The 22,250-nt window shown below is 69.8% G+C and carries 21 protein-coding genes; 18 read left to right on the forward strand and 3 right to left on the reverse strand.

Annotated elements, in window-relative coordinates; translation table 11 throughout:
* Positions 1-36: 36 nt before the first annotated feature.
* Positions 37-342: a ferredoxin gene (locus OHS82_RS33585; RefSeq protein WP_057579620.1), complete on the reverse strand. Its 306-nt coding sequence runs from the start codon at positions 340-342 to the stop codon at positions 37-39.
* A 243-nt stretch (positions 343-585) separates the two neighbouring features.
* On the opposite strand from OHS82_RS33585, the gene arc reads away from it, so the two are divergent.
* From arc to prcA, 6 genes are all read left to right on the forward strand, one after another.
* On the forward strand, positions 586-2,352 hold the full coding sequence (gene arc / locus OHS82_RS33590) for a proteasome ATPase (protein WP_057579618.1): 1,767 nt from the start codon (positions 586-588) through the stop codon (positions 2,350-2,352).
* A 233-nt stretch (positions 2,353-2,585) separates the two neighbouring features.
* Positions 2,586-4,097 (forward strand): depupylase/deamidase Dop, encoded by a 1,512-nt coding sequence (dop, locus tag OHS82_RS33595; protein ID WP_347336112.1) that lies wholly within the window; start codon positions 2,586-2,588, stop codon positions 4,095-4,097.
* Between the two features lie 188 nt (positions 4,098-4,285).
* Positions 4,286-4,504, forward strand: coding sequence for a ubiquitin-like protein Pup (locus tag OHS82_RS33600; protein ID WP_057579613.1), 219 nt, complete (start codon positions 4,286-4,288; stop codon positions 4,502-4,504).
* 8 nt (positions 4,505-4,512) lie between these two features.
* A complete protein-coding gene (locus OHS82_RS33605; protein ID WP_079041312.1) occupies positions 4,513-5,103 on the forward strand; it encodes an endonuclease VII domain-containing protein in 591 nt (196 codons plus the stop codon).
* Positions 5,055-5,900, forward strand: a complete 846-nt coding sequence (gene prcB / locus OHS82_RS33610) for a proteasome subunit beta (protein WP_057579611.1) — start codon at positions 5,055-5,057, stop codon at positions 5,898-5,900. The genes OHS82_RS33605 and prcB overlap by 49 nt, the downstream gene beginning before the upstream one ends.
* A 60-nt stretch (positions 5,901-5,960) precedes the next feature.
* The gene (gene prcA, locus OHS82_RS33615; protein WP_057579609.1) at positions 5,961-6,716 is read left to right on the forward strand and encodes a proteasome subunit alpha; all 756 of its coding nucleotides are present in this window, start codon (positions 5,961-5,963) and stop codon (positions 6,714-6,716) included.
* A gap of 89 nt (positions 6,717-6,805) precedes the next feature.
* Here prcA and OHS82_RS33620 read toward each other — a convergent pair whose 3' ends face one another.
* Entirely contained in the window at positions 6,806-7,825 is a 1,020-nt protein-coding gene (locus tag OHS82_RS33620; protein WP_057579607.1) for a LacI family DNA-binding transcriptional regulator, read from the reverse strand.
* A 119-nt stretch (positions 7,826-7,944) separates the two neighbouring features.
* On the opposite strand from OHS82_RS33620, the gene OHS82_RS33625 reads away from it, so the two are divergent.
* The 12 genes from OHS82_RS33625 (at position 7,945) to OHS82_RS33680 (ending at position 20,285) form a co-directional block, all read left to right on the forward strand.
* Complete coding sequence (locus tag OHS82_RS33625) at positions 7,945-9,204, forward strand: MFS transporter (RefSeq protein ID WP_328435141.1); 1,260 nt, start codon at positions 7,945-7,947, stop codon at positions 9,202-9,204.
* A gap of 9 nt (positions 9,205-9,213) precedes the next feature.
* Complete coding sequence (gene pafA, locus OHS82_RS33630; protein ID WP_057579606.1) at positions 9,214-10,575, forward strand: Pup--protein ligase; 1,362 nt, start codon at positions 9,214-9,216, stop codon at positions 10,573-10,575.
* Between the two features lie 137 nt (positions 10,576-10,712).
* Entirely contained in the window at positions 10,713-11,717 is a 1,005-nt protein-coding gene (locus tag OHS82_RS33635; protein ID WP_328435142.1) for an FKBP-type peptidyl-prolyl cis-trans isomerase, read from the forward strand.
* A 68-nt stretch (positions 11,718-11,785) separates the two neighbouring features.
* Positions 11,786-12,157, forward strand: a complete 372-nt coding sequence (locus OHS82_RS33640; protein ID WP_020128331.1) for an FKBP-type peptidyl-prolyl cis-trans isomerase — start codon at positions 11,786-11,788, stop codon at positions 12,155-12,157.
* A gap of 154 nt (positions 12,158-12,311) precedes the next feature.
* Complete coding sequence (locus OHS82_RS33645) at positions 12,312-13,289, forward strand: helix-turn-helix transcriptional regulator (protein WP_328435143.1); 978 nt, start codon at positions 12,312-12,314, stop codon at positions 13,287-13,289.
* Positions 13,290-13,307: 18 nt separating this feature from the next.
* Complete coding sequence (locus OHS82_RS33650) at positions 13,308-14,381, forward strand: helix-turn-helix transcriptional regulator (protein ID WP_328435144.1); 1,074 nt, start codon at positions 13,308-13,310, stop codon at positions 14,379-14,381.
* Complete coding sequence (locus OHS82_RS33655) at positions 14,378-14,668, forward strand: hypothetical protein (RefSeq protein ID WP_057579600.1); 291 nt, start codon at positions 14,378-14,380, stop codon at positions 14,666-14,668. Before OHS82_RS33650 ends, OHS82_RS33655 begins: the two co-directional genes overlap by 4 nt.
* 20 nt (positions 14,669-14,688) lie before the next feature.
* A complete protein-coding gene (locus OHS82_RS33660; protein WP_057579598.1) occupies positions 14,689-14,883 on the forward strand; it encodes a hypothetical protein in 195 nt (64 codons plus the stop codon).
* 284 nt (positions 14,884-15,167) lie between these two features.
* A complete protein-coding gene (tatA, locus tag OHS82_RS33665) occupies positions 15,168-15,455 on the forward strand; it encodes a Sec-independent protein translocase subunit TatA (protein ID WP_057579596.1) in 288 nt (95 codons plus the stop codon).
* A gap of 47 nt (positions 15,456-15,502) precedes the next feature.
* On the forward strand, positions 15,503-16,447 hold the full coding sequence (tatC, locus tag OHS82_RS33670) for a twin-arginine translocase subunit TatC (RefSeq protein WP_079041311.1): 945 nt from the start codon (positions 15,503-15,505) through the stop codon (positions 16,445-16,447).
* Positions 16,448-16,478: 31 nt separating this feature from the next.
* Complete coding sequence (locus tag OHS82_RS33675) at positions 16,479-17,369, forward strand: diacylglycerol kinase (protein WP_057579594.1); 891 nt, start codon at positions 16,479-16,481, stop codon at positions 17,367-17,369.
* A gap of 63 nt (positions 17,370-17,432) precedes the next feature.
* Entirely contained in the window at positions 17,433-20,285 is a 2,853-nt protein-coding gene (locus tag OHS82_RS33680) for a DEAD/DEAH box helicase (protein ID WP_057579593.1), read from the forward strand.
* Positions 20,286-20,597: 312 nt separating this feature from the next.
* Here the strand turns inward: OHS82_RS33680 and atzF are convergent, their stop codons facing one another.
* Positions 20,598-22,250 carry an allophanate hydrolase gene (gene atzF / locus OHS82_RS33685; RefSeq protein ID WP_328435145.1) on the reverse strand — a complete coding sequence of 551 codons (1,653 nt, stop codon included), beginning with the start codon at positions 22,248-22,250 and terminating at the stop codon, positions 20,598-20,600.

A 22,250-nucleotide genomic window follows, 5' to 3' on the forward strand; every position in this document is an offset into this window, starting at 1 on the left:
GAAATCACACAGCGCTCACAGCGCGCGACCGGAACGTCACTCGGCGTCCGGACCGTACACCTCGACCCGGTCCGAGACCCGGCGCACATGGATGCAGTCACCCGGACACTCCCTCGCCGAGTCCACCACATCCGTCAACAACGGCAACGGAACCGGCGTCACCGCCCCCACCGCCTGCAACAGCTCGTCGTCCGCGCCCTTGACGTACGCCAGGCCGTCGATGTCCAGCTCGAACACCTCGGGCGCGTACTGCGCACAGATTCCGTCGCCGGTACAGAGATCCTGATCGATCCAGACCTCCAGTGCCTCACCGCCGACACCGGCCTCCTGTTGCACGCCCATGACTCCCGCCGTTTATCGTCGAACCGCCGGGGAACCATGCAGGCTCCGACGGGTGTTGAACACTTCGACCCTACCCCCGGCCGCTTTCCAATCATGTTCGGTGGGTATTCCCCTGGCGTGAGGGAGAGCGCAAGGGTGAAGATCGGACACACCCCGACAGTCTTTGTGATCTAGGGGTTTCAATCGACACCCACCCAGGTAGGGTCTGGAAGCGTCCAGCTCCCCTTGGAGGAGGTGAGGACCGTGGCAGCCCACGACGACGACATGAACCGCGGCATCCGCCCGGGACGAGGGTCCGACGACCCGTCCGGGCAGATTGCCTACCTTGAGCAGGAGATCGCCGTCCTGCGGCGCAAGCTCGCCGACTCTCCGCGACACACGAGGATTCTCGAAGAGCGGATCGTCGAGCTCCAGACCAACCTGGCCGGCGTGTCCGCCCAGAACGAGCGCCTCGCGGGCACGCTCCGCGAGGCCCGCGACCAGATCGTGGCCCTCAAAGAAGAAGTCGACCGGCTCGCACAGCCACCGGCCGGCTTCGGCGTCTTCCTCACGGCGAACGAGGACGGCACGGCCGACATCTTCACCGGAGGCCGCAAACTCCGCGTGAACGTCAGCCCCGGCGTCGAGCTCGAAGAGCTCCGACGCGGCCAGGAAGTGATGCTCAACGAAGCGCTCAACGTGGTCGAGGCCATGGAGTACGAGAGCGTCGGCGACATCGTCACCCTCAAAGAGGTCCTCGAGGACGGCGTACGCGCCCTCGTGCAGGGACACACCGACGAAGAACGGGTGGTCCGGCTCGCCGAACCACTCCTCGACGTCGTCATCCGCCCCGGCGACGCCCTGCTGCTCGAACCCCGCTCCGGATACGTCTACGAGGTCGTCCCCAAGAGCGAGGTCGAGGAACTCGTCCTCGAAGAGGTCCCCGACATCGGCTACGAGCAGATCGGCGGCCTCGGCGGCCAGATCGAGATGATCCGCGACGCCGTCGAGCTCCCCTACCTCTACCCCGACCTCTTCAAGGAGCACGAGCTGCGCCCGCCCAAGGGCGTCCTGCTCTACGGACCGCCCGGATGCGGCAAGACGCTCATCGCCAAGGCCGTCGCCAACTCGCTGGCCAAGAAGGTCGCCGAAGTCACCGGCCAGGCCACCGGCAAGAGCTTCTTCCTCAACATCAAGGGACCCGAGCTCCTCAACAAGTACGTCGGCGAGACCGAGCGGCAGATCCGCCTCGTCTTCCAGCGCGCCAGGGAGAAGGCCTCCGAGGGCACCCCCGTCATCGTCTTCTTCGACGAGATGGAGTCCCTCTTCCGCACCCGCGGCTCCGGCGTCAGCTCCGACGTGGAGAACACCATCGTCCCGCAGCTCCTCGCCGAGATCGACGGCGTCGAAGGCCTGCAGAACGTGGTCGTCATCGGCGCCTCCAACCGCGAGGACATGATCGACCCCGCCATCCTGCGCCCCGGCCGCCTCGACGTGAAGATCAAGATCGAGCGCCCGGACGCCGAAGCGGCCAAGGACATCTTCCAGAAGTACCTCACCGAACGCCTGCCCCTCCACTCCGAGGACGTCGGCGAACACGGCGGCGACAAGACCACCACCGTCCAGAGCATGATCCAGACGGCCGTGGAACACATGTACGCCGAATCCGAGGAGAACCGCTTCCTGGAGGTCACCTACGCCAACGGCGACAAGGAAGTTCTCTACTTCAAGGACTTCAACTCCGGCGCCATGATCGAGAACATCGTCGGTCGCGCCAAGAAGATGGCCATCAAGGACTTCCTCGACAAGAACCAGAAGGGCCTGCGCGTCTCCCACCTCCTCCAGGCATGCGTGGACGAGTTCAAGGAGAACGAGGACCTCCCCAACACCACCAACCCCGACGACTGGGCCCGCATCTCCGGAAAGAAGGGCGAACGGATCGTGTACATCCGCACCCTCATCACCGGAAAGCAGGGCGCGGACACCGGACGCTCCATCGACACGGTGGCGAACACCGGACAGTACCTGTAAAAGCAGGGCGGCTGCGGGTGCCCACCACGGGTACCCGCAGCCGTTTGTTTTCCGGGCCACGGCTGGAGCAAGGCAATGACGCAAATGATCTCCCCACCAGCGCAGAGGCGTTCTAGGCTCTTCCGTACCGCCGGGTCGCTAGTTGCGGGGACGGGCACCGCACACGCACCGGAGCACCACCGGTATCTGAGCGGCGCCCACGACCGAGGGTGCCGCCGGGCAAGGAGGGCCGCATGACCGTACGGCGAGTAATGGGCATCGAGACGGAGTACGGCATCTCCGTCCCCGGCCACCCCAATGCCAATGCCATGCTCACCTCGTCCCAGATCGTCAACGCCTACGCCGCGGCGATGCACCGGGCCCGCCGAGCCCGGTGGGACTTCGAGGAGGAGAACCCGCTGCGCGACGCACGGGGCTTCGACCTCGCCCGCGAGGTCGCCGACTCCAGCCAGCTCACCGACGAGGACATCGGCCTCGCCAACGTCATCCTCACCAACGGCGCGCGTCTCTACGTCGACCACGCACACCCCGAATACAGCGCCCCGGAAGTCACCAACCCCCGCGACGCCGTCCTCTGGGACAAGGCCGGCGAACGCATCATGGCCGAGGCCGCCGAACGCGCCGCCGCGCTCCCCGGCGCCCAGCCGATCCACCTCTACAAGAACAACACCGACAACAAGGGCGCCTCCTACGGCACGCACGAGAACTACCTGATGAAGCGGGAGACCGCCTTCTCGGACATCGTGCGCCACCTCACGCCCTTCTTCGTCTCCCGCCAGGTCTTCGCCGGCGCCGGCCGGGTCGGCATCGGCCAGGACGGCCACGAACACGGCTTCCAGCTCAGCCAGCGCGCCGACTACTTCGAGGTCGAGGTCGGCCTGGAGACGACGCTGAAACGCCCCATCATCAACACCCGCGACGAACCGCACGCCGACGCGGAGAAGTACCGTCGTCTCCACGTGATCATCGGAGACGCCAACCTCTCCGAGATCTCGACGTACCTGAAGCTCGGCACCACCGCCCTCGTCCTGTCGATGATCGAGGACGGCTTCATCGCCGTCGACCTGGCCGTCGACCAGCCCGTGCGCACCCTCCACCAGGTCTCCCACGACCCGAGCCTCAAGCGACTGGTCACCCTCCGCAGCGGCCGCACACTCACCGCCGTCCAGCTGCAGATGGAGTACTACGAGCTGTCGCGCAAATACGTGGAGGAGCGCTTCGGCGCGGACGCCGACGACCAGACCAAGGACGTCCTCGCCCGCTGGGAGGACACCCTCACCCGCCTCGAGAACGACCCCATGAGCCTCGCCGGCGAACTGGACTGGGTCGCGAAACGCGAGGTCATGGAGGGGTACCGGCGTCGCGACGGCCTCGACTGGGACGCCGCCCGCCTGCACCTCGTCGACCTCCAGTACGCCGACGTACGGGCCGAGAAGGGCCTGTACAACCGCCTGGCGGCCCGCGGGCGCATGAAGCGGCTCCTGGACGAGTCCGAGGTCGAGCGGGCCGTCAGCAAGCCCCCGGAGGACACCCGCGCGTACTTCCGCGGCCGCTGCCTCGAGCAGTACGCCGACGACGTCGCCGCGGCCTCCTGGGACTCCGTGATCTTCGATCTGCCGGGCCGGGACTCGCTCCAGCGCGTCCCAACCCTCGAACCCCTTCGCGGAACGCGAAATCACGTCAAGGAGCTCCTGGACCGCTGCCGCACGGCAGAAGACCTGGTCAAGGTCCTCTCGGGCGGCTGAACGGTTATCCGGACGGTACCTGCCCGGCGGGGTGGAAAGCACTCTGGCCGGGAATCATCGAGATGGCCCCCGTGCTTTGACGCAACTGCGGGGCCGATGTCGGACCCGGCTTGTAGGGTCTGATCATCACCGATCGGCAGGAATGCCGACCTGTCGACCACATCGGGCGAAAGAGCGGGGTGAGGGTTATGGCGACCAAGGACACCGGCGGCGGCCAGCAGAAGGCGACGCGCTCCACGGAGGAGGTCGAGGAGCAGGCCGCGGAGACGCAGGGCTCCGAGGACCTCAAGGAGCGCCAGGAGAAGCTGAGCGACGACGTCGACTCGGTTCTTGACGAGATCGACGATGTCCTCGAGGAGAACGCAGAGGATTTCGTGAGGTCATTTGTTCAAAAGGGTGGACAGTAGTCACATCCGTGAACGACCGAGAGGTCGAGAAGTGCTCGGCCTGTCAGCGGTCCCGTCCGGTCGGCGCATTCGCCAGCAACGGCTCCAGGCCTGACGGCCTCCAGGCCAACTGCCGCGAATGCGCCGCGGAGCACTACCGGCGGCGGCGGGAAGCCCAAGGTAAGACGGTCCGTGTAAGGGTTCCGGTTCCTCGCGGGCACAAGCGGTGCCCACAGTGCGAACAGGTCAAGCCGCACGCCGAGTGGGAGCGCGACAAGTCGTCTTCGGACGGCTGGTCGAGCTATTGCCGGTCGTGCCGTGCCGAGCGGAACAGAGTCAGCTACTTCCAGCGCAAGTACGGTCTGTCTCCCGCCGAGTTGGACGCGATGGTCGCGGAGCAGCAGGGCATCTGCTGTATCTGTCTTGCTGCTCCCGCCGAGCATGTGGATCACTGCCACAACACGGGTAGGGTCCGAGGCGTACTGTGCTTCAGCTGCAATGCCGCACTGGGGCAGTTCAAGGATCGGCCCGATGCCATAAGGCGGGCTGCTGCTTACGTGGAAGGAATCGCGTGGAAGCCAACACTCGTAGCACCGGGCGTCTACCAGCTGCCTTCCTGACGCCTGGGTCGTCGTCCTTCATGGACTTCCTGTCCGAGCACCAGCCGGAGATGCTGCCCGGCAAGCGGCAGCTGCCTCCGACGCAGGGTGTGATCGAGGCGCCGCACGGGACGACGATCGTGGCCGTCACGTTCCCCGGCGGGGTCGTGCTCGCCGGTGACCGCCGGGCCACGATGGGCAACGTCATCGCGCAGCGGGACATCGAGAAGGTGTTCCCGGCGGACGAGTACTCGGCCGTCGGCATCGCCGGCACCGCGGGCCTGGCCGTCGAGATGGTGAAGCTGTTCCAGCTGGAGCTGGAGCACTTCGAGAAGGTCGAGGGGGCGCAGCTCTCGCTGGAGGGCAAGGCCAACCGGTTGTCGACGATGATCCGCTCGAACCTGGGCATGGCGATGCAGGGTCTGGCGGTGGTGCCGTTGTTCGCGGGGTTCGACGTGGACCGGGACCGGGGCCGGATCTTCTCGTACGACGTGACGGGTGGTCGTTCGGAGGAGCATCACTTCGCGGCGACGGGGTCGGGTTCGATCTTCGCGCGCGGGGCGATGAAGAAGCTGTACCGGGACGATCTGACGGAGGAGCAGGCCACGACGCTCGTGGTGCAGGCTCTGTACGACGCTGCTGACGACGATTCGGCGACGGGTGGTCCCGATGTCGCGCGCCGGATCTACCCGATCGTCACGGTGATCACCGAGGACGGGTTCCGCAGGCTCACCGACGAGGAGTCGTCGGGGATCGCCCGTGCGATTCTCGAGCGTCGTCTGGAGCAGCCGGACGGCCCGCGCGCGGCGTTGCTGTAGGCGTGGTCCGTGTGTGTCCCAGGTGATCCAGTGACTTCGACAGAAAGGGACGGATAACCGGTGTCGACTCCGTTCTATGTCTCACCCCAGCAGGCGATGGCGGACCGCGCGGAGTATGCGCGCAAGGGCATCGCCCGTGGTCGCAGCCTGGTCGTGCTGCAGTATGCCGACGGCATCGTGTTCGTCGGTGAGAATCCGTCGCGTGCGTTGCACAAGTTCAGTGAGATCTATGACCGGATCGGCTTTGCGGCCGCCGGCAAGTACAACGAGTACGAGAATCTGCGGATCGGTGGTGTGCGGTATGCCGATCTGCGGGGTTACACCTATGACCGTGACGATGTGACGGCGCGTGGTCTGGCGAACGTGTACGCCCAGACGCTGGGCACGATCTTCTCTTCGGCCGGCGAGAAGCCGTACGAGGTGGAGTTGGTGGTGGCCGAGGTGGGTGACACGCCGGACGGTGACCAGATCTACCGGTTGCCGCACGACGGGTCGATCGTTGACGAGCACGGTTCGGTCGCGGTGGGTGGCAACGCGGAGCAGATCAGCAGCTATCTGGATCAGCGTCACCAGGACGGTATGAGTCTGGCGGAGGCTCTGAAGCTGGCTGTTCAGGCGTTGTCGCGTGACACGAACGGAACGCAGCGGGAGATTCCGGCCGAGCGGCTGGAGGTCGCGGTGCTGGACCGTACGCGGCCTCAGCAGCGTAAGTTCAAGCGGATCGTGGGTCGTCAGCTGGCGCGGTTGCTGGAGGCGGGCGGCGCTTCCACGGAGGCGGAGAGTTCGGACGACTCCGAGGACGGCGGGAAGGAGTAGGTCCGCGCTCTCGCGGGGTCGCCCTCGTTGTTCGGGTGGTTCGCCTCTTTCACGCCCCGGCCGGTGTCCCGGTCGGGGCGTGAGGCGTCTCAGGAGGGTCTGGGCGGGGCTGTGGAGGCGCGTACCACGAGGTGGACGGGGATGTCACCGGCGTCCGGTGTGCGACCGTCCAGGACGGCGAGGAGGGCGTGCATGCCGCGTTCGCCGAAGAGTTCGGCGTCCAGTCGCACGGTGGTGAGTTCGGGGTCGAGGGCGGTGGCGAGGGCGAGGTCGTCGAGGCCGGTGACGGAGACGTCGCGGGGGACGTGCAGGCCGAGGCGTCGTAGGGCTTTGTAGGCGCCGGCGGCGAGTTTGTCGTCGTCGCAGACGACGGCGGTGGGGCGGGGGCCCGTGGTGGCGCCGAGGGCGGTCTCGGCGGCGGCGAGGGCGCCGTCGATGGTGACGGGCGTGGTGGCGGTGCGCAGGGTGGCGCCGGGTTGTGCGGTGATGCGGGCGGCGAGTTCGCGTGCGCGGACGTGGAAGGTCCAGGAGGGCACGTCTGCGGCGAGGTGCAGGAAGTGGCGGTGGCCGAGGCCGAGGAGGTGGTCGGCGACCTGGCGTATGCCGTCGGTGATGTCGAGGTTGACGGTGGCGGCGCCCAGGCTGCCGGCGGGGTCGCTGTCGAGCATGACGAGGGGGAGCTGGTCGCCGCGCAGGGCGGTGAGGGCGTCGGCGGCCATGGAGGAGGCGATGACGCCGTCGAGGGCGGCCTGGGCGGAGGCGAAGGGTGAGCGGGCGGGCCCGATGCCTTCGGGGGAGGGGTAGAGGACGACGCCGAAGCCGTGCTCGGCGGCGACGCGAGCGGCGCCGGTGTAGACGCCGGCGAAGAACTCGGTGGTGAGGACGGGGACGACGAGGAGAACGGTGCGGGTGTGGCCGAGGCGGAGGTTGCGGGCGGCGAGGTTGGGGCGGTAGCCGAGTTCGCGTGCGGCCAGGCGGACGCGTTCGGCGGTGGGTTCGGAGACGCGGCCGCGCCACTTGTCGCCGAGTACGAGGGAGACGGCGGCCTGGGAGACTCCCGCGGCCTGGGCGACGTCGCGGCTCGTCGGGCGCGTGCTGCCTCGTGGCACGGTGGGGTCGCTCCTTCGTCTGGACTGGTGAACAGCGCACATGGTACGTATGACGGAGGAAGTTATACGTAAAACCTCGGGGTGGTCGCCGCCCGGGGCGAGCCGACGGAGGCGGGACATTGGCCGCGGGATACCTCGAGATCCTCAGGGCGAAGCATGCTGCCCGGCTGCTCGTCGGCACGCTCGTGGGCCGGCTGCCCAATGCCACGGCGGCCATCGCGATCGTGCTGTTCGTGCGGGCGCAGGGCGGTTCGTACAGTCTCGCGGGGGCGCTGGCGGCCGTGTACGGCGTCGCGAACGCGGTGGGGCAGCCGCTGCTGGGGCGGCTGGTGGATCTGCACGGACAGCCGCGGGTGCAGTTTCCGGCGGCCCTGGCCTCGGCCGCGGCGATGACGGTCTTCGCGTTCGCGGGCACGGATCCGCTGCCGGTGGCGTATGCGGCGGTGGCGGCTTCCGGGCTGTTCACGCCGCCGCTGGAGGGCGGTCTGCGGGCGCTGTGGCCGGCGGTGCTGCGGCGTGAGGACCAGGTGCACACGGCGTACGCGATGGACGCGGTGGCGCAGGAGGTGATGTTCACCGTGGGGCCGCTGCTGGTGACGCTGTGCGTGTCGTTGTGGTCGGCTCGGGCGGCGCTGGTGGTGCTGAGCGCGGTGGGGGTTGCGGGGGCGCTGTGGGTGGTGGTGTCGCCGCCGTCGCGTGCGTGGCGTTCGGCTCCGCGGGAGGCGCACTGGCTGGGTGCGCTGCGCTCGCGCGGTCTGCTGGCGTTGCTGGGGGCGTTCCTGTTCATCGGGATGGCGCTGGGTTCCATCACGGTGGCGTCGGTGCCGTACGCGGACGAGCACGGCGGGGACGCGGTGTACGGCTGGTTGATGGCGGCGCTGGGGCTGGGTGCGCTGGTCGGGGGTCTGGTGTACGGGGCCCGTCGGTGGGCGGGGCCGCCGGAGCGGCGGTTGCGGGTGCTGGTGGCGCTTCTGGCGGTGTGTTATCTGCCGTTGACGGCGATGCCGGGGGCGGTGGCGATGGTGGCGTTGACGGCGTTGGCGGGGCTGTTCCTGGCGCCTGTCATCGCGTGTGCGTTCGTCATCGTGGACCGGCACGCGCCGGCGGGGACGGTGACGGAGGCTTTCTCCTGGCTGGTGACGACGTTCACGGTCGGCGCGTCGGTGGGTACGGGGCTGGCGGGTCCGGTGGTGGAGGCGGGCGGGGCGCTGTGGGGTTTCGCGGCGCCGGCTGTCGCGGGGGGTGTGTCGTTGCTGGTTTTGCTGGCCACGGGGCGGGTACTCGCAGTTCCCGCCGGGGGTGGGGTTGTTGCGGCTTCATCGGAAAATGATCCAAACCGTGCTGCCGAACCCCGTTTCAGTTCAGGGGATCGGGCGTAATGTTCAGTCATGGACCGCCGCATTTTCGGGCTGGAGAACGAGTACGGCGTCACATGTACGTTCAGGGGACAGCGCCGGCTGTCTCCCGACGAGGTGGCGCGGTACCTCTTCCGCCGTGTCGTGTCATGGGGCCGAAGCAGCAATGTCTTTCTGCGGAACGGCGCCCGCCTCTATCTCGACGTGGGTTCGCATCCGGAATACGCGACACCGGAATGTGACAACGTGACCGAGCTGGTCACCCACGACAAGGCCGGCGAGCGCATTCTCGAGGGACTCCTGGTGGACGCGGAGCGACGCCTGCACGAGGAAGGAATCGCGGGCGACGTCTACCTCTTCAAGAACAACACGGACTCGGCGGGCAACTCTTATGGTTGTCACGAGAACTATCTGGTGGCGCGGCACGGGGAGTTCTCCCGGCTCGCGGACATCCTGATTCCGTTCCTGGTGACCCGGCAGCTGCTGTGCGGCGCGGGCAAGGTGCTGCAGACGCCCCGTGGGGCGGTCTACTGCGTCAGCCAGCGGGCCGAGCACATCTGGGAGGGCGTGTCGTCGGCGACGACCCGTTCGCGGCCCATCATCAACACCCGGGACGAGCCGCACGCGGACGCCGAGCGGTATCGCCGTCTGCATGTCATCGTGGGCGACTCGAACATGTCCGAGACGACCATGCTGCTCAAGGTCGGGGCGACCGACCTGGTGCTGCGCATGATCGAGGCGGGCACGGTGATGCGGGACCTGACGCTGGAGAACCCGATCCGGGCGATCCGGGAGGTCAGTCACGACATCACGGGCCGTCGCAAGGTCCGTCTGGCCAGCGGCCGGGAGGCCTCCGCGCTGGAGGTGCAGCGGGAGTACTACGAGAAGGCCGTGGACTTCGTCGAGCGCCGGGGCGTCCGCACGGGCACCGTGGAGCAGGTCCTGGAGCTGTGGGGCCGCACGCTGGACGCGATCGAGGCGGAGGACCTCGACCGGATCGGCACCGAGATCGACTGGGTCATGAAGTACAAGCTCATCGAGCGGTACCGGGCCAAGCACAACATGACGATGTCGCATCCGCGCGTGGCGCAGATAGACCTCGCCTACCACGACATCCACCGGCGTCGTGGTCTGTACTACCTGCTGGAGCGCAAGGGTCAGGCGGCGCGGATCTGCAACGACTTGAAGATCTTCGAGGGCAAGTCGGTGCCGCCGCAGACCACTCGGGCCCGGTTGCGCGGTGACTTCATCCGTCGTGCGCAGGAGCAGCGCCGGGACTTCACGGTGGACTGGGTGCATCTGAAGCTGAACGACCAGGCGCAGCGCACGGTGTTGTGCAAAGACCCGTTCCGTTCGGTGGACGACCGGGTGGAGAAGCTGATCGCCGGCATGTGAGGGATGTGTTCCGCGCGTGCTCCGCGCGCGGAACGGAACGCAACACGGGCACCGTACGTTTCCCGTACGGTGCCCGTGTCGCGTCGTAGAGTTGCGCGCACGCCATCAGAAGATCGACCGATTACGAGGCTTTCATCGTGCGCCGACGCTCCCTCATCCTTGCCGCCGTACCCGCGGGACTGGTCACGCTCGCCGGGTGCGGCGACGACAAGTCCGACACGAGCAAGGCGAGCGACAGCGCGTCGCCCTCCGCGGGAGCCACGTCCGCGGCTCCTCCGCCGAAGATCGTGGACGGTCCGCTGCCGGCCATCACGGCAGGGGTGAAGTTCGGCGAGAAGCCGACGGTCGCCAAGGGCACCGGTGAGCCCTCCAGTCAGCTGGCGGTGAAGACGGTGATCGCGGGCAGCGGGAAGACCGTCGCGGAGAACGACTACATCCAGGCCCACTGTCTCGGTCAGATCTGGGGCAGCGGGAAGGTTCTCCTCAACTCCTACGACTCCAAGAAGATGCAGTTCACCCGGCTTGCCAAGGGCGGCAACCTCGAGGGCTGGACGTATGCGCTGACGGGGAAGAAGACCGGCAGCCGGGTGCTGTTCTCGGTGCCGCCGGCCTGGGGTTTCGGCAAGGAGGGCAACACGCAGGCGGGTATCACGGGCACCGACACCCTGGTGTTCGTGTTCGACATCCAGAACACGTTCAACTCGACGGCTTCGGCCAAGGGCAAGGACGTGGCGCAGAACGATGCCGGTGTGCCCAAGGTCGGCACGAACACCGACGGCAAGGCGCCCTCGATCGAGATCCCCAAGTCGAAGGCGCCGACGAAGCTGGTGTCGAACTACGTGATCGAGGGGGACGGCGCGGAGCTCGCGGCGGACGACACCGTGCTGGTGCAGTACAAGGGCGTCGTCTGGGACACGGGCAAGGAGTTCGACTCGACTTACCGCAGCAACGCGCTGACGTCGTTCTCGCTGCAGCAGGTGGTCCCGGGCTGGGCGCAGGGTCTGACGGGCAAGAAGGTGGGCAGCCGCGTCGTCATCGTCATTCCGCCGTCGCTGGGTTACGGCGACAACCCGCCGAGTGGCAGCGGCATCGAGAAGGACTCCACGATGGTCTTCTCGGTGGACGTCATCGCCAAGGCGTGAGGCCGCCGTCCAAGGTGTAAGACTGTCCGTGTTGTTGCTTTTCCGTGAGACGTGCAGGAGCCAGTGACGTGAGCATTGACAAGCCCGAGATCGACTTCCCCGGTGGCGAGCCCCCGGCGGACCTCGAGATCAAGGACATCTGGGAGGGCGACGGCGAGGTCGCGCAGGCCGGCCACAACGTCAGCGTCCACTACGTGGGTGTCGCCTTCAGCACCGGTGAGGAGTTCGACGCCAGCTGGAACCGCGGCACGCCGTTCCGGTTCCCGCTCGGCGGCGGTCGCGTCATCAAGGGCTGGGACCAGGGCGTGCAGGGCATGAAGGTCGGCGGCCGTCGTCAGCTGACGATCCCGGCCCACCTCGCCTACGGCAACCAGAGCCCGACCCCGGCGATCAAGCCGGGCGAGACGCTGATCTTCGTGGTGGACCTGCTCGGGGTCTGACCCCGACGCACCGGTCGACGCCGATCATGGCGCGACCGGTGTCGATCATCCGGGGCCCATGCCTGCCCGGGCATGGGCCCTCGGCTTTTGTCCGGGCACCGCGGGGCGGTACGGTCGTCGATCGTAAGCACCATAGGGGAGGCGAAGGGCGTCGATGGCCATTGCCAAGGCCGAGCGGCTGATGAACCTCGCGCTGTGTCTGCTCGGGACGCGCAGGCCGCTCAGCAAGCGCGAGCTGCGCGACTCCATCGAGGCCTACGTCGAGACCTTCCGGTCGGGGCACGGCGGGCCGGCGTCGGAGGACTCCTTCAACCGGATGTTCGAGCGGGACAAGGACGATCTCCGTGAGCTCGGGCTGGTCATCGAGACCGTGGAGAGCCTGGACGGCGAGATCGGCTATCTGGCCCGCCGGGACAGCAACCGGCTGCCGCCGATCACCCTGGACGCCGAGGAGGCCGCGGCCCTGGGTCTGGCCGCCAAGGTGTGGCAGCAGGCCCGGCTCGCGGGGGCGGCCAGCGGCGCTCTGCAGAAGCTGCGCGCCGCCGGACTGCCCGAGGACGTCGACCCCTACGAGGCCCACAGCGCGCTGGAGCCCCGGATTCCCGTGCACGAGGCCGCGTTCGAGCCGCTGATGCTCGCCTGCCGCGACCGCCGGCCGGTGGTGTTCGACTACCGCAAGGCGACCGCGGCGCATCCGGAGCCCCGGCATGTCGAGCCGTGGGCGCTGGAGTGCTGGCGCGGGCACTGGTATCTGGCCGGTTTCGACCGCGACCGGGGGGCCGAGCGGGTCTTCCGGCTGTCGCGGATCACGGGCAAGGTGCGCTCGCGCGGGGGGCGTTTCACCGCGCAGGTCCCCGACGTGGTCACCGTGCGCGAGACCGTCGCCAGCTGGGCGGGGGAGACCGCCGACCGCAGCGCCCTGATCCGGCTGCGGACGGACGCCGGGTATCCGTTGCGAGCCAAGGCCACCGCCGTGCGGGAACTCGGGGACGGCTGGGACGAGTTGGAGATTCCGTACGGGCACGGTCTGGACGCCTGGCTGGTGGAGTTCGGGCCGGACGTGGTGGTGCTGGAGCCGGCCGAGCTGCGGGCGGACGTCGTGGACCGGCTACGGGCCGTGGCCAAGGGCTGAGGGGGAGCGAGCAACACAGTGGCAGGCAAACCGGTCAGGCCCACGAACGCGATCGACCAGACCCGGCGGATGCTCTCCCTGGTGACGTACCTGCGGGAGCGCCCCGGCGCGCGCATCGAGGACGTGGCACGCGCCTTCGGCATCACCGAGGACGAGCTGGTCTCCGACCTCGACGTGCTGCCCATGTGCGGCACCAGCTTCCGGGGCGGTGACCTCCTCGACATCGACACCGACGGCGAGCGCATCTGGTGGCACAACCCGGCCGCGCTCGGCGCGGACGCCGCCGAACCGCTGCGGCTGGCCGCCGACGAGGCGACCGCGCTGCTGGTGGCGGCGCGGGCGGTGGCGACGCTGCCGGGTCTGCGCGAGGGCGACCGGCAGGCGCTGCTGCGCGCCACGGCGAAGGTGGAGACCGCCGCGGGCGAGGCGGCCGGAGCCAGCTCCCGTCTGTCGGTGACGTTCGAGTCCGAGGGCGGGGTCTTCGCCGACGTCGACCGGGCGATCTCGGAGCGGCGCCGGCTGTGGATCCGCTACTACTCGCCCGCTCGTGACCAGGTCACCGAGCGCGAGATCGACCCGATCCGCCTGGTCAGCGTGGGGCACACGTACGTGGAGGCCTGGTGCCGCCGCTCGGAGGCGCGCCGCACCTTCCGGCTGGACCGGGTGGCCGAGATCAGGATTCTCGACGAGCCGTCGGCGCCGCCGGAGATCGAACTGCGGGACCTGTCGGAGGGGCTGGTGCAGCCGTCCGCGGAGGACCCGGAGGTCGTCGTCGAGGTCGGCCCCGGGGGCCGCTGGGTCGCCGAGTACTACCCGCACGACAGCGCGGACGACCTTCCCGACGGCGGTCTGCGTATCACCCTGCGCACGCCCGACCCGGCCTCGCTGCGACGGCTGGCCCTGCGGCTCGGGCGTGACGGGCGGATCGTCTCGCCGCCGGACCTCGCCGACAGCGCCCGCCGGGCCGCCCGCGAGGCGCTGGCGGCGTACGACGGGTTCGAGGCGGCGGGGGCGACGGCCGGCGCGGCATCCGCGCAGGGGGAACGACAGCAGGGCGAGGATCGGGTCGACGGGCGGGAGCAGGGGCTTTGAGCGAGTCGGTGACGTCCGGGGTGCGGGCGCTGTCGGTGGCGTCCGCGTTCGCGGGGATGCGCAGTGTGGCGCCGGTCAGGTTCCGGGCGGGCTGCCCGGACTGCCGGGGCCGGTTCGAGCTGACCGCGAGCGCGCTGCGGCTCGCGATCGGCGCCTCCAGCCGTACCACCTTCTACTCGTTCACCTGCCCCGACTGCGGGGCGGCCGTGCGCAAGCCGGCCGGCGAGCGCATCGTCGAACTGCTCACCGGCGGCGGGGTCAGGACCCTGCGCCTGCAGACCCCGTAGCGGGGTCTAGGCTCGGCCCCATGTTCTGGCCGATGTGCGCGGTTGCGTTGGGTTTCGCGGGTCTCGCCGTTCTGGCGGTGTTCGCCGTGCGGGTCTTTCTCGAGGCGCGGCGGCTGGGTCGGCAGGTCGCGGAGTCCGCACGCCGTATCGACCGGGCCGCTCAGGATCTGGAGCGGGCGGCGGTGAGCGCGGCGCGCGCCGTGGACACCCTGTGACCGCGTGACCGCGCTGGTCGGGGCCGCGGGCTGTGGTCGTTCTGTGAGTCCCGGGGCGAATGCGTTTTGGGCCACTTCGCCCTCCCGCGTCGGCGGGGGAGGCGGGTACGCTGCTGATCGCGGCTCGGATAACGAGGCCCGGACCGCGCACCGGGAGTAGGCACAGGGATTGCCTCACGTTTACCCCTGAGCGTTACGATCGCTGTCAACACGATCGTTCGGACAGTTGTCCGACCGGTCGGACGGCAACCACCCCCGCAGCCTCGGTGAGAAGGTAAAGACTTATGTTCGGAAGGCTCGGCGCCCCCGAGATCATTCTCATCCTCGTCGTCGTCATCCTGCTGTTCGGCGCCAAGAAGCTTCCCGACATGGCGCGGTCGCTCGGCAAGTCCGCTCGCATCCTCAAGAGCGAGGCCAAGGCGATGAAGGAAGACGGCAGCAGCACGGCCACCCCGGCCGGCCCGCCCCACAACGACGAGCAGCCCCCGGCTCAGCGCACCATCCAGGCCTCTCCCGGTGACGTGACCAGCTCCCGTCCGGTCACCGAGCCGACGGACACGACCAAGCGCTGACGCAGGGCCGGTGACCTCCGGCCCGCCGCACGAGATGGGAACGTGGGTTGCTGAAGTCTGCCCGCAAAGAGGAGATGGACCCCGAGGGGCGGATGCCCCTCGCGGATCACCTTCGTGAGCTCCGCAACCGGCTCGCGAAGGCGATGCTGGCCATCGTCGTCGTGACGGTCGTGGCCGCCTTCTTCTACAAGAACATCATCGAGTTCTTCACGAACCCGATCCTGCATGCCGTGGGGTGCGACTCCAGTTTCACGGAGCTGGCGCACCAGCGCAGCGGCACCTGCGCCCGCATCGTGCTGAACGGTCTGCTCACGCCGTTCACGCTCGCCCTGAAGGTCTCCCTGATGGCCGGCGTGATCTTCGCTTCGCCGGTCTGGCTGTACCAGTTGTGGGCCTTCGTCGCGCCGGGCCTGCACAAGCACGAGCGCAAGTACGCCTACGCGTTCGTCGGCACGGGCGTTCCGCTGTTCCTCGGCGGAGCGTTCTTCGCGTACAAGACGCTGCCGACCATGGCCAAGGTGCTGCTCCAGTTCTCGCCCGCGGACCTGGACAACCAGCTGCCGCTGGACGACCTGCTCGACCTGATCGTGCGCATGGTGCTGGTCTTCGGCCTCTCGTTCGAGCTGCCGCTGCTCCTGGTGATGCTCAACCTGACCGGGGTGCTCACCGGCACGCGCATGCTCGGCTGGTGGCGCGGAATGATCATCGGCATCACGGTGTTCGCCGCGGTCGCCACGCCCAGCACCGACCCGCTGACCATGCTGGCGCTCGCCGGTCCGATCTGGGTCCTGTACTTCTGCGCGACCGCCTTCTCCCTGCTCAACGACCGCCGCAAGAGCCGTCGCGACGCGATGGGACCGGCCGACGACGAAGCCTCCGACCTGGACCTCACCCCCGAGGACGTCGGCGAGGTCGAAACGGTCACCGCGAGCCGGTCGCTGCCGGAGCAGTCGACCACGGAGCGTGTCAACGGTTATGACGACGTGACCTGACAGGCGTCGGTAAGCTCTTAGGGTCAAGCTCGTGACCAGCGAGATCACCCTCTTCGTCAATCCCGCGGCGGGCCGCGGCCGGAGCGCCCGCGCGGCGCGGCCGGCCGCTTCCGCGTTGCGGGCGGCCGGCTACCGCGTGCGCACGGTCCTCGGCGAGAACGCCGGGGACGCCCTGGCCCGCGCGCGTGCCGCCGTCGCCGACGGCACCGGCGCCCTGGTCGCCGTCGGCGGCGACGGACTGGCCCACCTCGCGCTCCAGGCCGTCGCCGGCACCCGCACCCCGCTCGGCGTGGTCGCCGCCGGCACCGGCAACGACTTCGCCCGCGCCCTGGGCCTGCCGGTCCGCGACCCGGCCGCCGCCGGACGTCTGATCGCGGAGGCCCTCAAGGCGGACCGGATCCGCGACGTCGACCTCGGCCGGGCCGGTGAACGCTGGTTCGGCACCGTCCTCGCCTCCGGCTTCGACTCCCGCGTCAACGACCGAGGCAACCGCATGCGATGGCCTACCGGACGCGCCCGGTACGACCTGGCGATGCTCGTCGAACTGGCCGCCCTGCGCCCCTTCCCGTACCGGATCACGCTCGACGACGGCCCGGTCCTGGAGGTCGAGGCGACCCTGGTCGCCGTCGGCAACGGTCCGTCCTACGGCGGCGGCATGCGGATCTGCCCCGGCGCCGACCTCGCCGACGGGCTGTTCGACGTCACCGTGGTCGGGGACTGCGGCCGCACGACGCTGCTGCGGGTCTTCCCGAAGGTGTACCGGGGCACGCACGTGGAGCACCCCGCGGTCACCGTGCACCGGGCGGCGAGGGTGGAGATCGCCGCCGAAGGGGTGTCGGGGTACGCGGACGGGGAGCGGCTCGGGCAGCTGCCGCTGACCGCGCGGTGCGTGCCGGGCGCCGTCCGGGTCATCGGGCCCTGAAGCGGGCGGGCCGTGCCCCTGTGAGCTGGGCGTACCGAGGTTCGACGGCGGCCGATCCGGATAATGATCGTCCTGTTGTCGGTGTGGCCCGGTACGCTCGAAAGCACGATGACAGAGGATCTCTCCCCGGCCGAGCGGTACGAGGCAGCACGCAAGCGCGCTGTCGAGCAGGCCACCTCGCTCGCGTCCTTCCGCGAGATGTACGACTTCGGTCTCGACCCCTTCCAGATCGAGGCCTGCCAGGCACTCGAGGCGGGCAAGGGCGTCCTGGTCGCGGCGCCCACCGGTTCCGGCAAGACGATCGTGGGCGAGTTCGCCGTCCACCTCGCTCTGCAGCAGGGCAAGAAGTGCTTCTACACGACGCCCATCAAGGCGCTGTCCAACCAGAAGTACTCCGACCTGTGCCGCCGCTACGGCAGTGACAAGGTCGGTCTGCTCACCGGCGACAACAGCGTCAACTCCGAGGCACCGGTGGTCGTGATGACCACCGAGGTGCTGCGGAACATGCTGTACGCCGGTTCGCAGACCCTCCTCGGCCTCGGGTACGTGGTGATGGACGAGGTGCACTACCTCTCCGACCGCTTCCGGGGCGCCGTGTGGGAGGAGGTGATCATCCACCTCCCCGAGTCGGTCACCCTGGTCTCCCTGTCGGCGACCGTGTCCAACGCCGAGGAGTTCGGCGACTGGCTGGACACCGTGCGCGGCGACACCGAGGTGATCGTCTCCGAGCACCGGCCCGTGCCGCTGTTCCAGCACGTACTCGCCGGCCGGCGGATGTACGACCTGTTCGAGGAGGGCGAGGGGCACCGCAGGGCCGTCAACCCCGACCTCGCCCGCCTGGCCCGGATGGAGGCCTCCAAGCCGTCCTATCAGGACCGCAGGCGCGGCCGGAACGTGCGCGAGGCCGACCGTGAGCGGGAGCGCCGGCAGCGCTCGCGGGTGTGGACGCCGGGGCGACCCGAGGTCATCGAACGGCTCGACGCCGAAGGGCTGCTGCCCGCCATCACGTTCATCTTCAGCCGGGCCGCCTGCGAGGCCGCCGTCCAGCAGTGCCTGTACGCCGGGCTGCGGCTGAACGACGAGGAGTCGCGCGCCGAGGTTCGCGCCCTGGTCGAGGAGCGGACCGCCGCCATCCCCCACGAGGACCTGCACGTCCTCGGCTACTACGAATGGCTGGAGGGCCTGGAGCGGGGCATCGCCGCCCACCACGCGGGCATGCTGCCCTCGTTCAAGGAGGTCGTCGAGGAGCTGTTCGTGCGCGGCCTGGTCAAGGCCGTCTTCGCGACCGAGACGCTCGCCCTGGGCATCAACATGCCGGCCCGGTCGGTCGTCCTGGAGAAACTCGTCAAGTGGAACGGCGAGCAGCACGCCGACATCACCCCCGGCGAGTACACCCAGCTCACCGGGCGCGCGGGCCGCCGTGGCATCGACGTCGAGGGCCACGCCGTCGTGCTCTGGCAGCGCGCCATGAACCCCGACCACCTGGCCGGGCTCGCCGGCACCCGCACCTACCCGCTGCGCTCCAGCTTCAAGCCGTCGTACAACATGGCGGTCAACCTCGTCGAACAGTTCGGGCGGCACCGCTCGCGTGAGCTGCTGGAGACGTCGTTCGCGCAGTTCCAGGCCGACCGTTCGGTGGTCGGGATCTCCCGGCAGGTGCAGCGCAACGAGGAGGGCCTGGAGGGCTACCAGGCCTCGATGACCTGCCACCTCGGCGACTTCGAGGAGTACGCGCGGCTGCGCCGCGACCTGGGGGACCGCGAGACGGAGCTGGCCAAGCAGGGCGCGGCCCAGCGGCGTGCCGAGGCCGCCGTGGCCCTGGAGAAGCTGAAGCCGGGGGACGTCATCCATGTGCCCACCGGCAAGTACGCGGGGCTGGCGCTGGTGCTCGACCCGGGGCTTCCGGCCGGGCGGGCCAACGGCCATCGCGGCTTCGACCAGCACGACGGGCCGCGCCCGCTGGTCCTGACCGCCGAGCGGCAGGTCAAGCGGCTGGCGTCGATGGACTTCCCGGTGCCGGTGGAAGCGCTGGACCGGATGCGGATCCCGAAGACGTTCAACGCGCGCTCGCCGCAGTCCCGCCGCGACCTGGCCTCCGCGCTGCGCACCAAGGCCGGGCACATTCCGCCGGAGCGGGCCCGCAAGCAGCGCTCCCAGGCAGCCGACGACCGGGAGATCGCCCGGCTGCGCACCGCGATCCGGGCGCACCCCTGCCACGGCTGCGCCGACCGTGAGGACCACGCCCGCTGGGCCGAGCGCTACCACCGGCTGCTGCGCGACACCTCGCAGCTGGAGCGCCGCATCGAGGGACGCACCAACACCATCGCCCGGACCTTCGACCGGATCGTGGCGCTGCTGACCGAGCTGGACTATCTGCGCGGCAACGAGGTCACCGAGCACGGCAAGCGGCTCGCCCGGCTCTACGGCGAACTCGACCTGCTCGCCAGCGAATGCCTGCGCGCCGGCGTGTGGGAGGGGCTGGCCCCCGCCGAACTCGCCGCCTGCGTCTCGGCGTTGGTCTACGAGTCGCGGGTCGGCGACGACGCGATGGCGCCGAAGCTGCCCTCCGGCAAGGCGAAGGCCGCGCTCGGCGAGATGGTCCGGATCTGGGGGCGGCTGGACGCGCTGGAGGAGGACTTCCGGATCAGCCAGACCGAGGGCGTGGGACAGCGCGAACCCGACCTGGGGTTCGCCTGGTCCGCCTACATGTGGGCCTCCGGCAAGGGCCTCGACGAGGTGCTGCGCGAGGCGGAGATGCCGGCCGGTGACTTCGTGCGCTGGTGCAAGCAGGTCATCGACGTGCTGGGGCAGATCTCGGCGGCTTCTCCTGCGGAGGGCTCGACCGTGGCGAAGGCGGCGCGGAAGGCTGTCGATCAGCTGCTGCGGGGAGTTGTGGCGTACTCGTCGGTGGGGTGAGCGGGGGTGGCGGGTGCGGGGAGTCCGTGGCAGGTCGCGCAGTTCCCCGCGCCCCTGGACGGCGGGGTGGCCGGGGTTTGGGGTGCGCGGTTCCCCGCGCCCCTGAGGGCTGTTTTCCCCGGGCTCCTGGATGGTGGGGTGCCCGGGGATTGGGCGCGTGGTTGCCTGCGCCCCTGAGGGCTGTTTTCCCCGGGCTCCTGGATGGTGGGGTGCCCGGGGATTGGGCGCGTGGTTGCCTGCGCCCCTGAGGGCTGTTTTCCCCGGGCTCCTGGATGGTGGGGTGCCCGGGGATTGGGCGCGTGGTTGCCTGCGCTAGTGCTGGGGTTGGTTCAGGTAGGTGCGCCAGCTGCCGTGGGAGGTGATGTCCTCGGCGTCTGTCAGTGCGCTCGGCTCGCACAGGAATCCGGGGACTCGGCTGCCGTCCGACAGTTCCACGCTGCCCAGCGTCATCGGGCGGGGGAGTGCGGCCAGCAGACGGCCCAGGCCTTCCGCGGGCAGGCGCCACACCTCGGCCTCGACGGCCGCGCCCCCCTCGCCCACGTGCTCGAGGCCGGGCTTCGGCGGTGAGGTGCGCAGGGCGTGCAGACGGTAGACCGGGGCGGTCGTGGTCGTGACGTCGAGGCGGGCGCCCAGCGCCAGCAGCTGAGGGTTCAGCGGTTGGCCCGTCAGATGTGCGCCCACCACGGCCAGTCGGGTCTCCGGCCGGAGCAGGGCGGCGATCCGGGCCAGCCGCTCGTCCGTGTGCGCCCACCCGACGAGCATCACACCGAACGGAAGGCCGTTCACCTCACCGGCCGGCGCCGCCACCGCCGCCAGGTCGAACAGGTTGGTTGAGTTGGTGAAACGGCCCAGCCGGGCGTTGGCGCCCAGCGGGTCGGCGGCGACCTCCGCGAGCGTGGGGTGTCCGGGGGCGGTGGGCAGCAGCAGGGCGTCGGCGCCGGCCAGTTCGGCCAGGGCCCGGGTGCGCAGGGCCGCCAGCCGGTCCTGGTCGGCGAACAGCCGGTGGGCGGGGATGTCGCGGGCGCCGCCGATGATGGCGGCGACCGTGGGGTCGAGGCCCGCCCCGCCCTCGGCCTTCGCCTTGTCGACGAAGGCGCCCACGGCGGTGTAGCGCTCGGCCACGAAGGCGCCCTCGTACAGCATGGCCGCGGCCTCGGTGAACGGGGTCAGGTCCAGGGGCCGGAGTTCGGCGCCGGCCGCCGCCAGCTGCCGGGCCGCCGCCTCGTACGCCTCGCCCCAGCCCTCGTCCAGTTCGCCGAGTTGCGCGCGCGGCGGGACGGCGATCCGCCAGGGGCCGGACGCGCGCCCGGGGAGGGCCGGCACGGGGCCGGCGACCATGTGCGCCAAGGCCTGCTCGGCCTCCGCGAGGGTGCGCGCGAACACCGTCACACAGTCCAGGGACGCGCAGGCCGGGACGACGCCCGTCGTCGGCACCAGGCCCCGGGTCGGCTTCAGTCCGACGATGCCGTTGAAGGCGGCCGGCACACGGCCCGAGCCGGCGGTGTCCGTGCCGAGCGCGAGGTCGACGATGCCGAGGGCGACCGCGACGGCCGAGCCGGAGCTGGAGCCGCCGCTGATGCGGGCCGGATCCCATGCGCCTCGGACCGCGCCGTACGGGGAGCGGGTCCCCACCAGACCGGTCGCGAACTGGTCCAGGTTCGTCGTGCCGAGCAGCAGCGCGCCGGCCGCGCGCAGACCGGCCACCGCCGGGGCGTCCTCGGCGGGCTCGTAGGCGTACGCCGGGCAGCCCGCGGTGGTGGGCAGGCCGGCCGCGTCGATGTTGCCCTTGACGGCGAAGAGCCGTCCGGCGAGGGGGAGCCGCTCCCCGGCGGCGACGCGTTCGTCGATCGCGCGGGCCTCCGCCTCGGCCTCCTCCCGGGGGCGCAGGCCGATCCAGATCTCGGGGCGGTCCACGGCCTCCACGCGGTCGTAGGCGGCGCGGATCCGACGGAGCGTCGTCGACAT

The sequence above is a fragment of the Streptomyces sp. NBC_00425 genome (assembly GCF_036030735.1).
Lineage (GTDB): Bacteria > Actinomycetota > Actinomycetes > Streptomycetales > Streptomycetaceae > Streptomyces.

What these genes read in the sequence shown, in the direction of transcription:
- OHS82_RS33585 (WP_057579620.1), bottom strand. Translation starts at nt 342, where the DNA reads ATGGGCGTGCAACAGGAGGCCGGTGTCGGCGGTGAGGCACTGGAGGTC.
- dop (WP_347336112.1), top strand. Translation starts at nt 2,586, where the DNA reads ATGACCGTACGGCGAGTAATGGGCATCGAGACGGAGTACGGCATCTCC.
- OHS82_RS33600 (WP_057579613.1), top strand. Translation starts at nt 4,286, where the DNA reads ATGGCGACCAAGGACACCGGCGGCGGCCAGCAGAAGGCGACGCGCTCC.
- pafA (WP_057579606.1), top strand. Translation starts at nt 9,214, where the DNA reads ATGGACCGCCGCATTTTCGGGCTGGAGAACGAGTACGGCGTCACATGT.
- OHS82_RS33645 (WP_328435143.1), top strand. Translation starts at nt 12,312, where the DNA reads ATGGCCATTGCCAAGGCCGAGCGGCTGATGAACCTCGCGCTGTGTCTG.
- OHS82_RS33660 (WP_057579598.1), top strand. Translation starts at nt 14,689, where the DNA reads ATGTTCTGGCCGATGTGCGCGGTTGCGTTGGGTTTCGCGGGTCTCGCC.
- tatA (WP_057579596.1), top strand. Translation starts at nt 15,168, where the DNA reads ATGTTCGGAAGGCTCGGCGCCCCCGAGATCATTCTCATCCTCGTCGTC.
- OHS82_RS33680 (WP_057579593.1), top strand. Translation starts at nt 17,433, where the DNA reads ATGATCGTCCTGTTGTCGGTGTGGCCCGGTACGCTCGAAAGCACGATG.
- atzF (WP_328435145.1), bottom strand. Translation starts at nt 22,250, where the DNA reads ATGTCGACGACGCTCCGTCGGATCCGCGCCGCCTACGACCGCGTGGAG.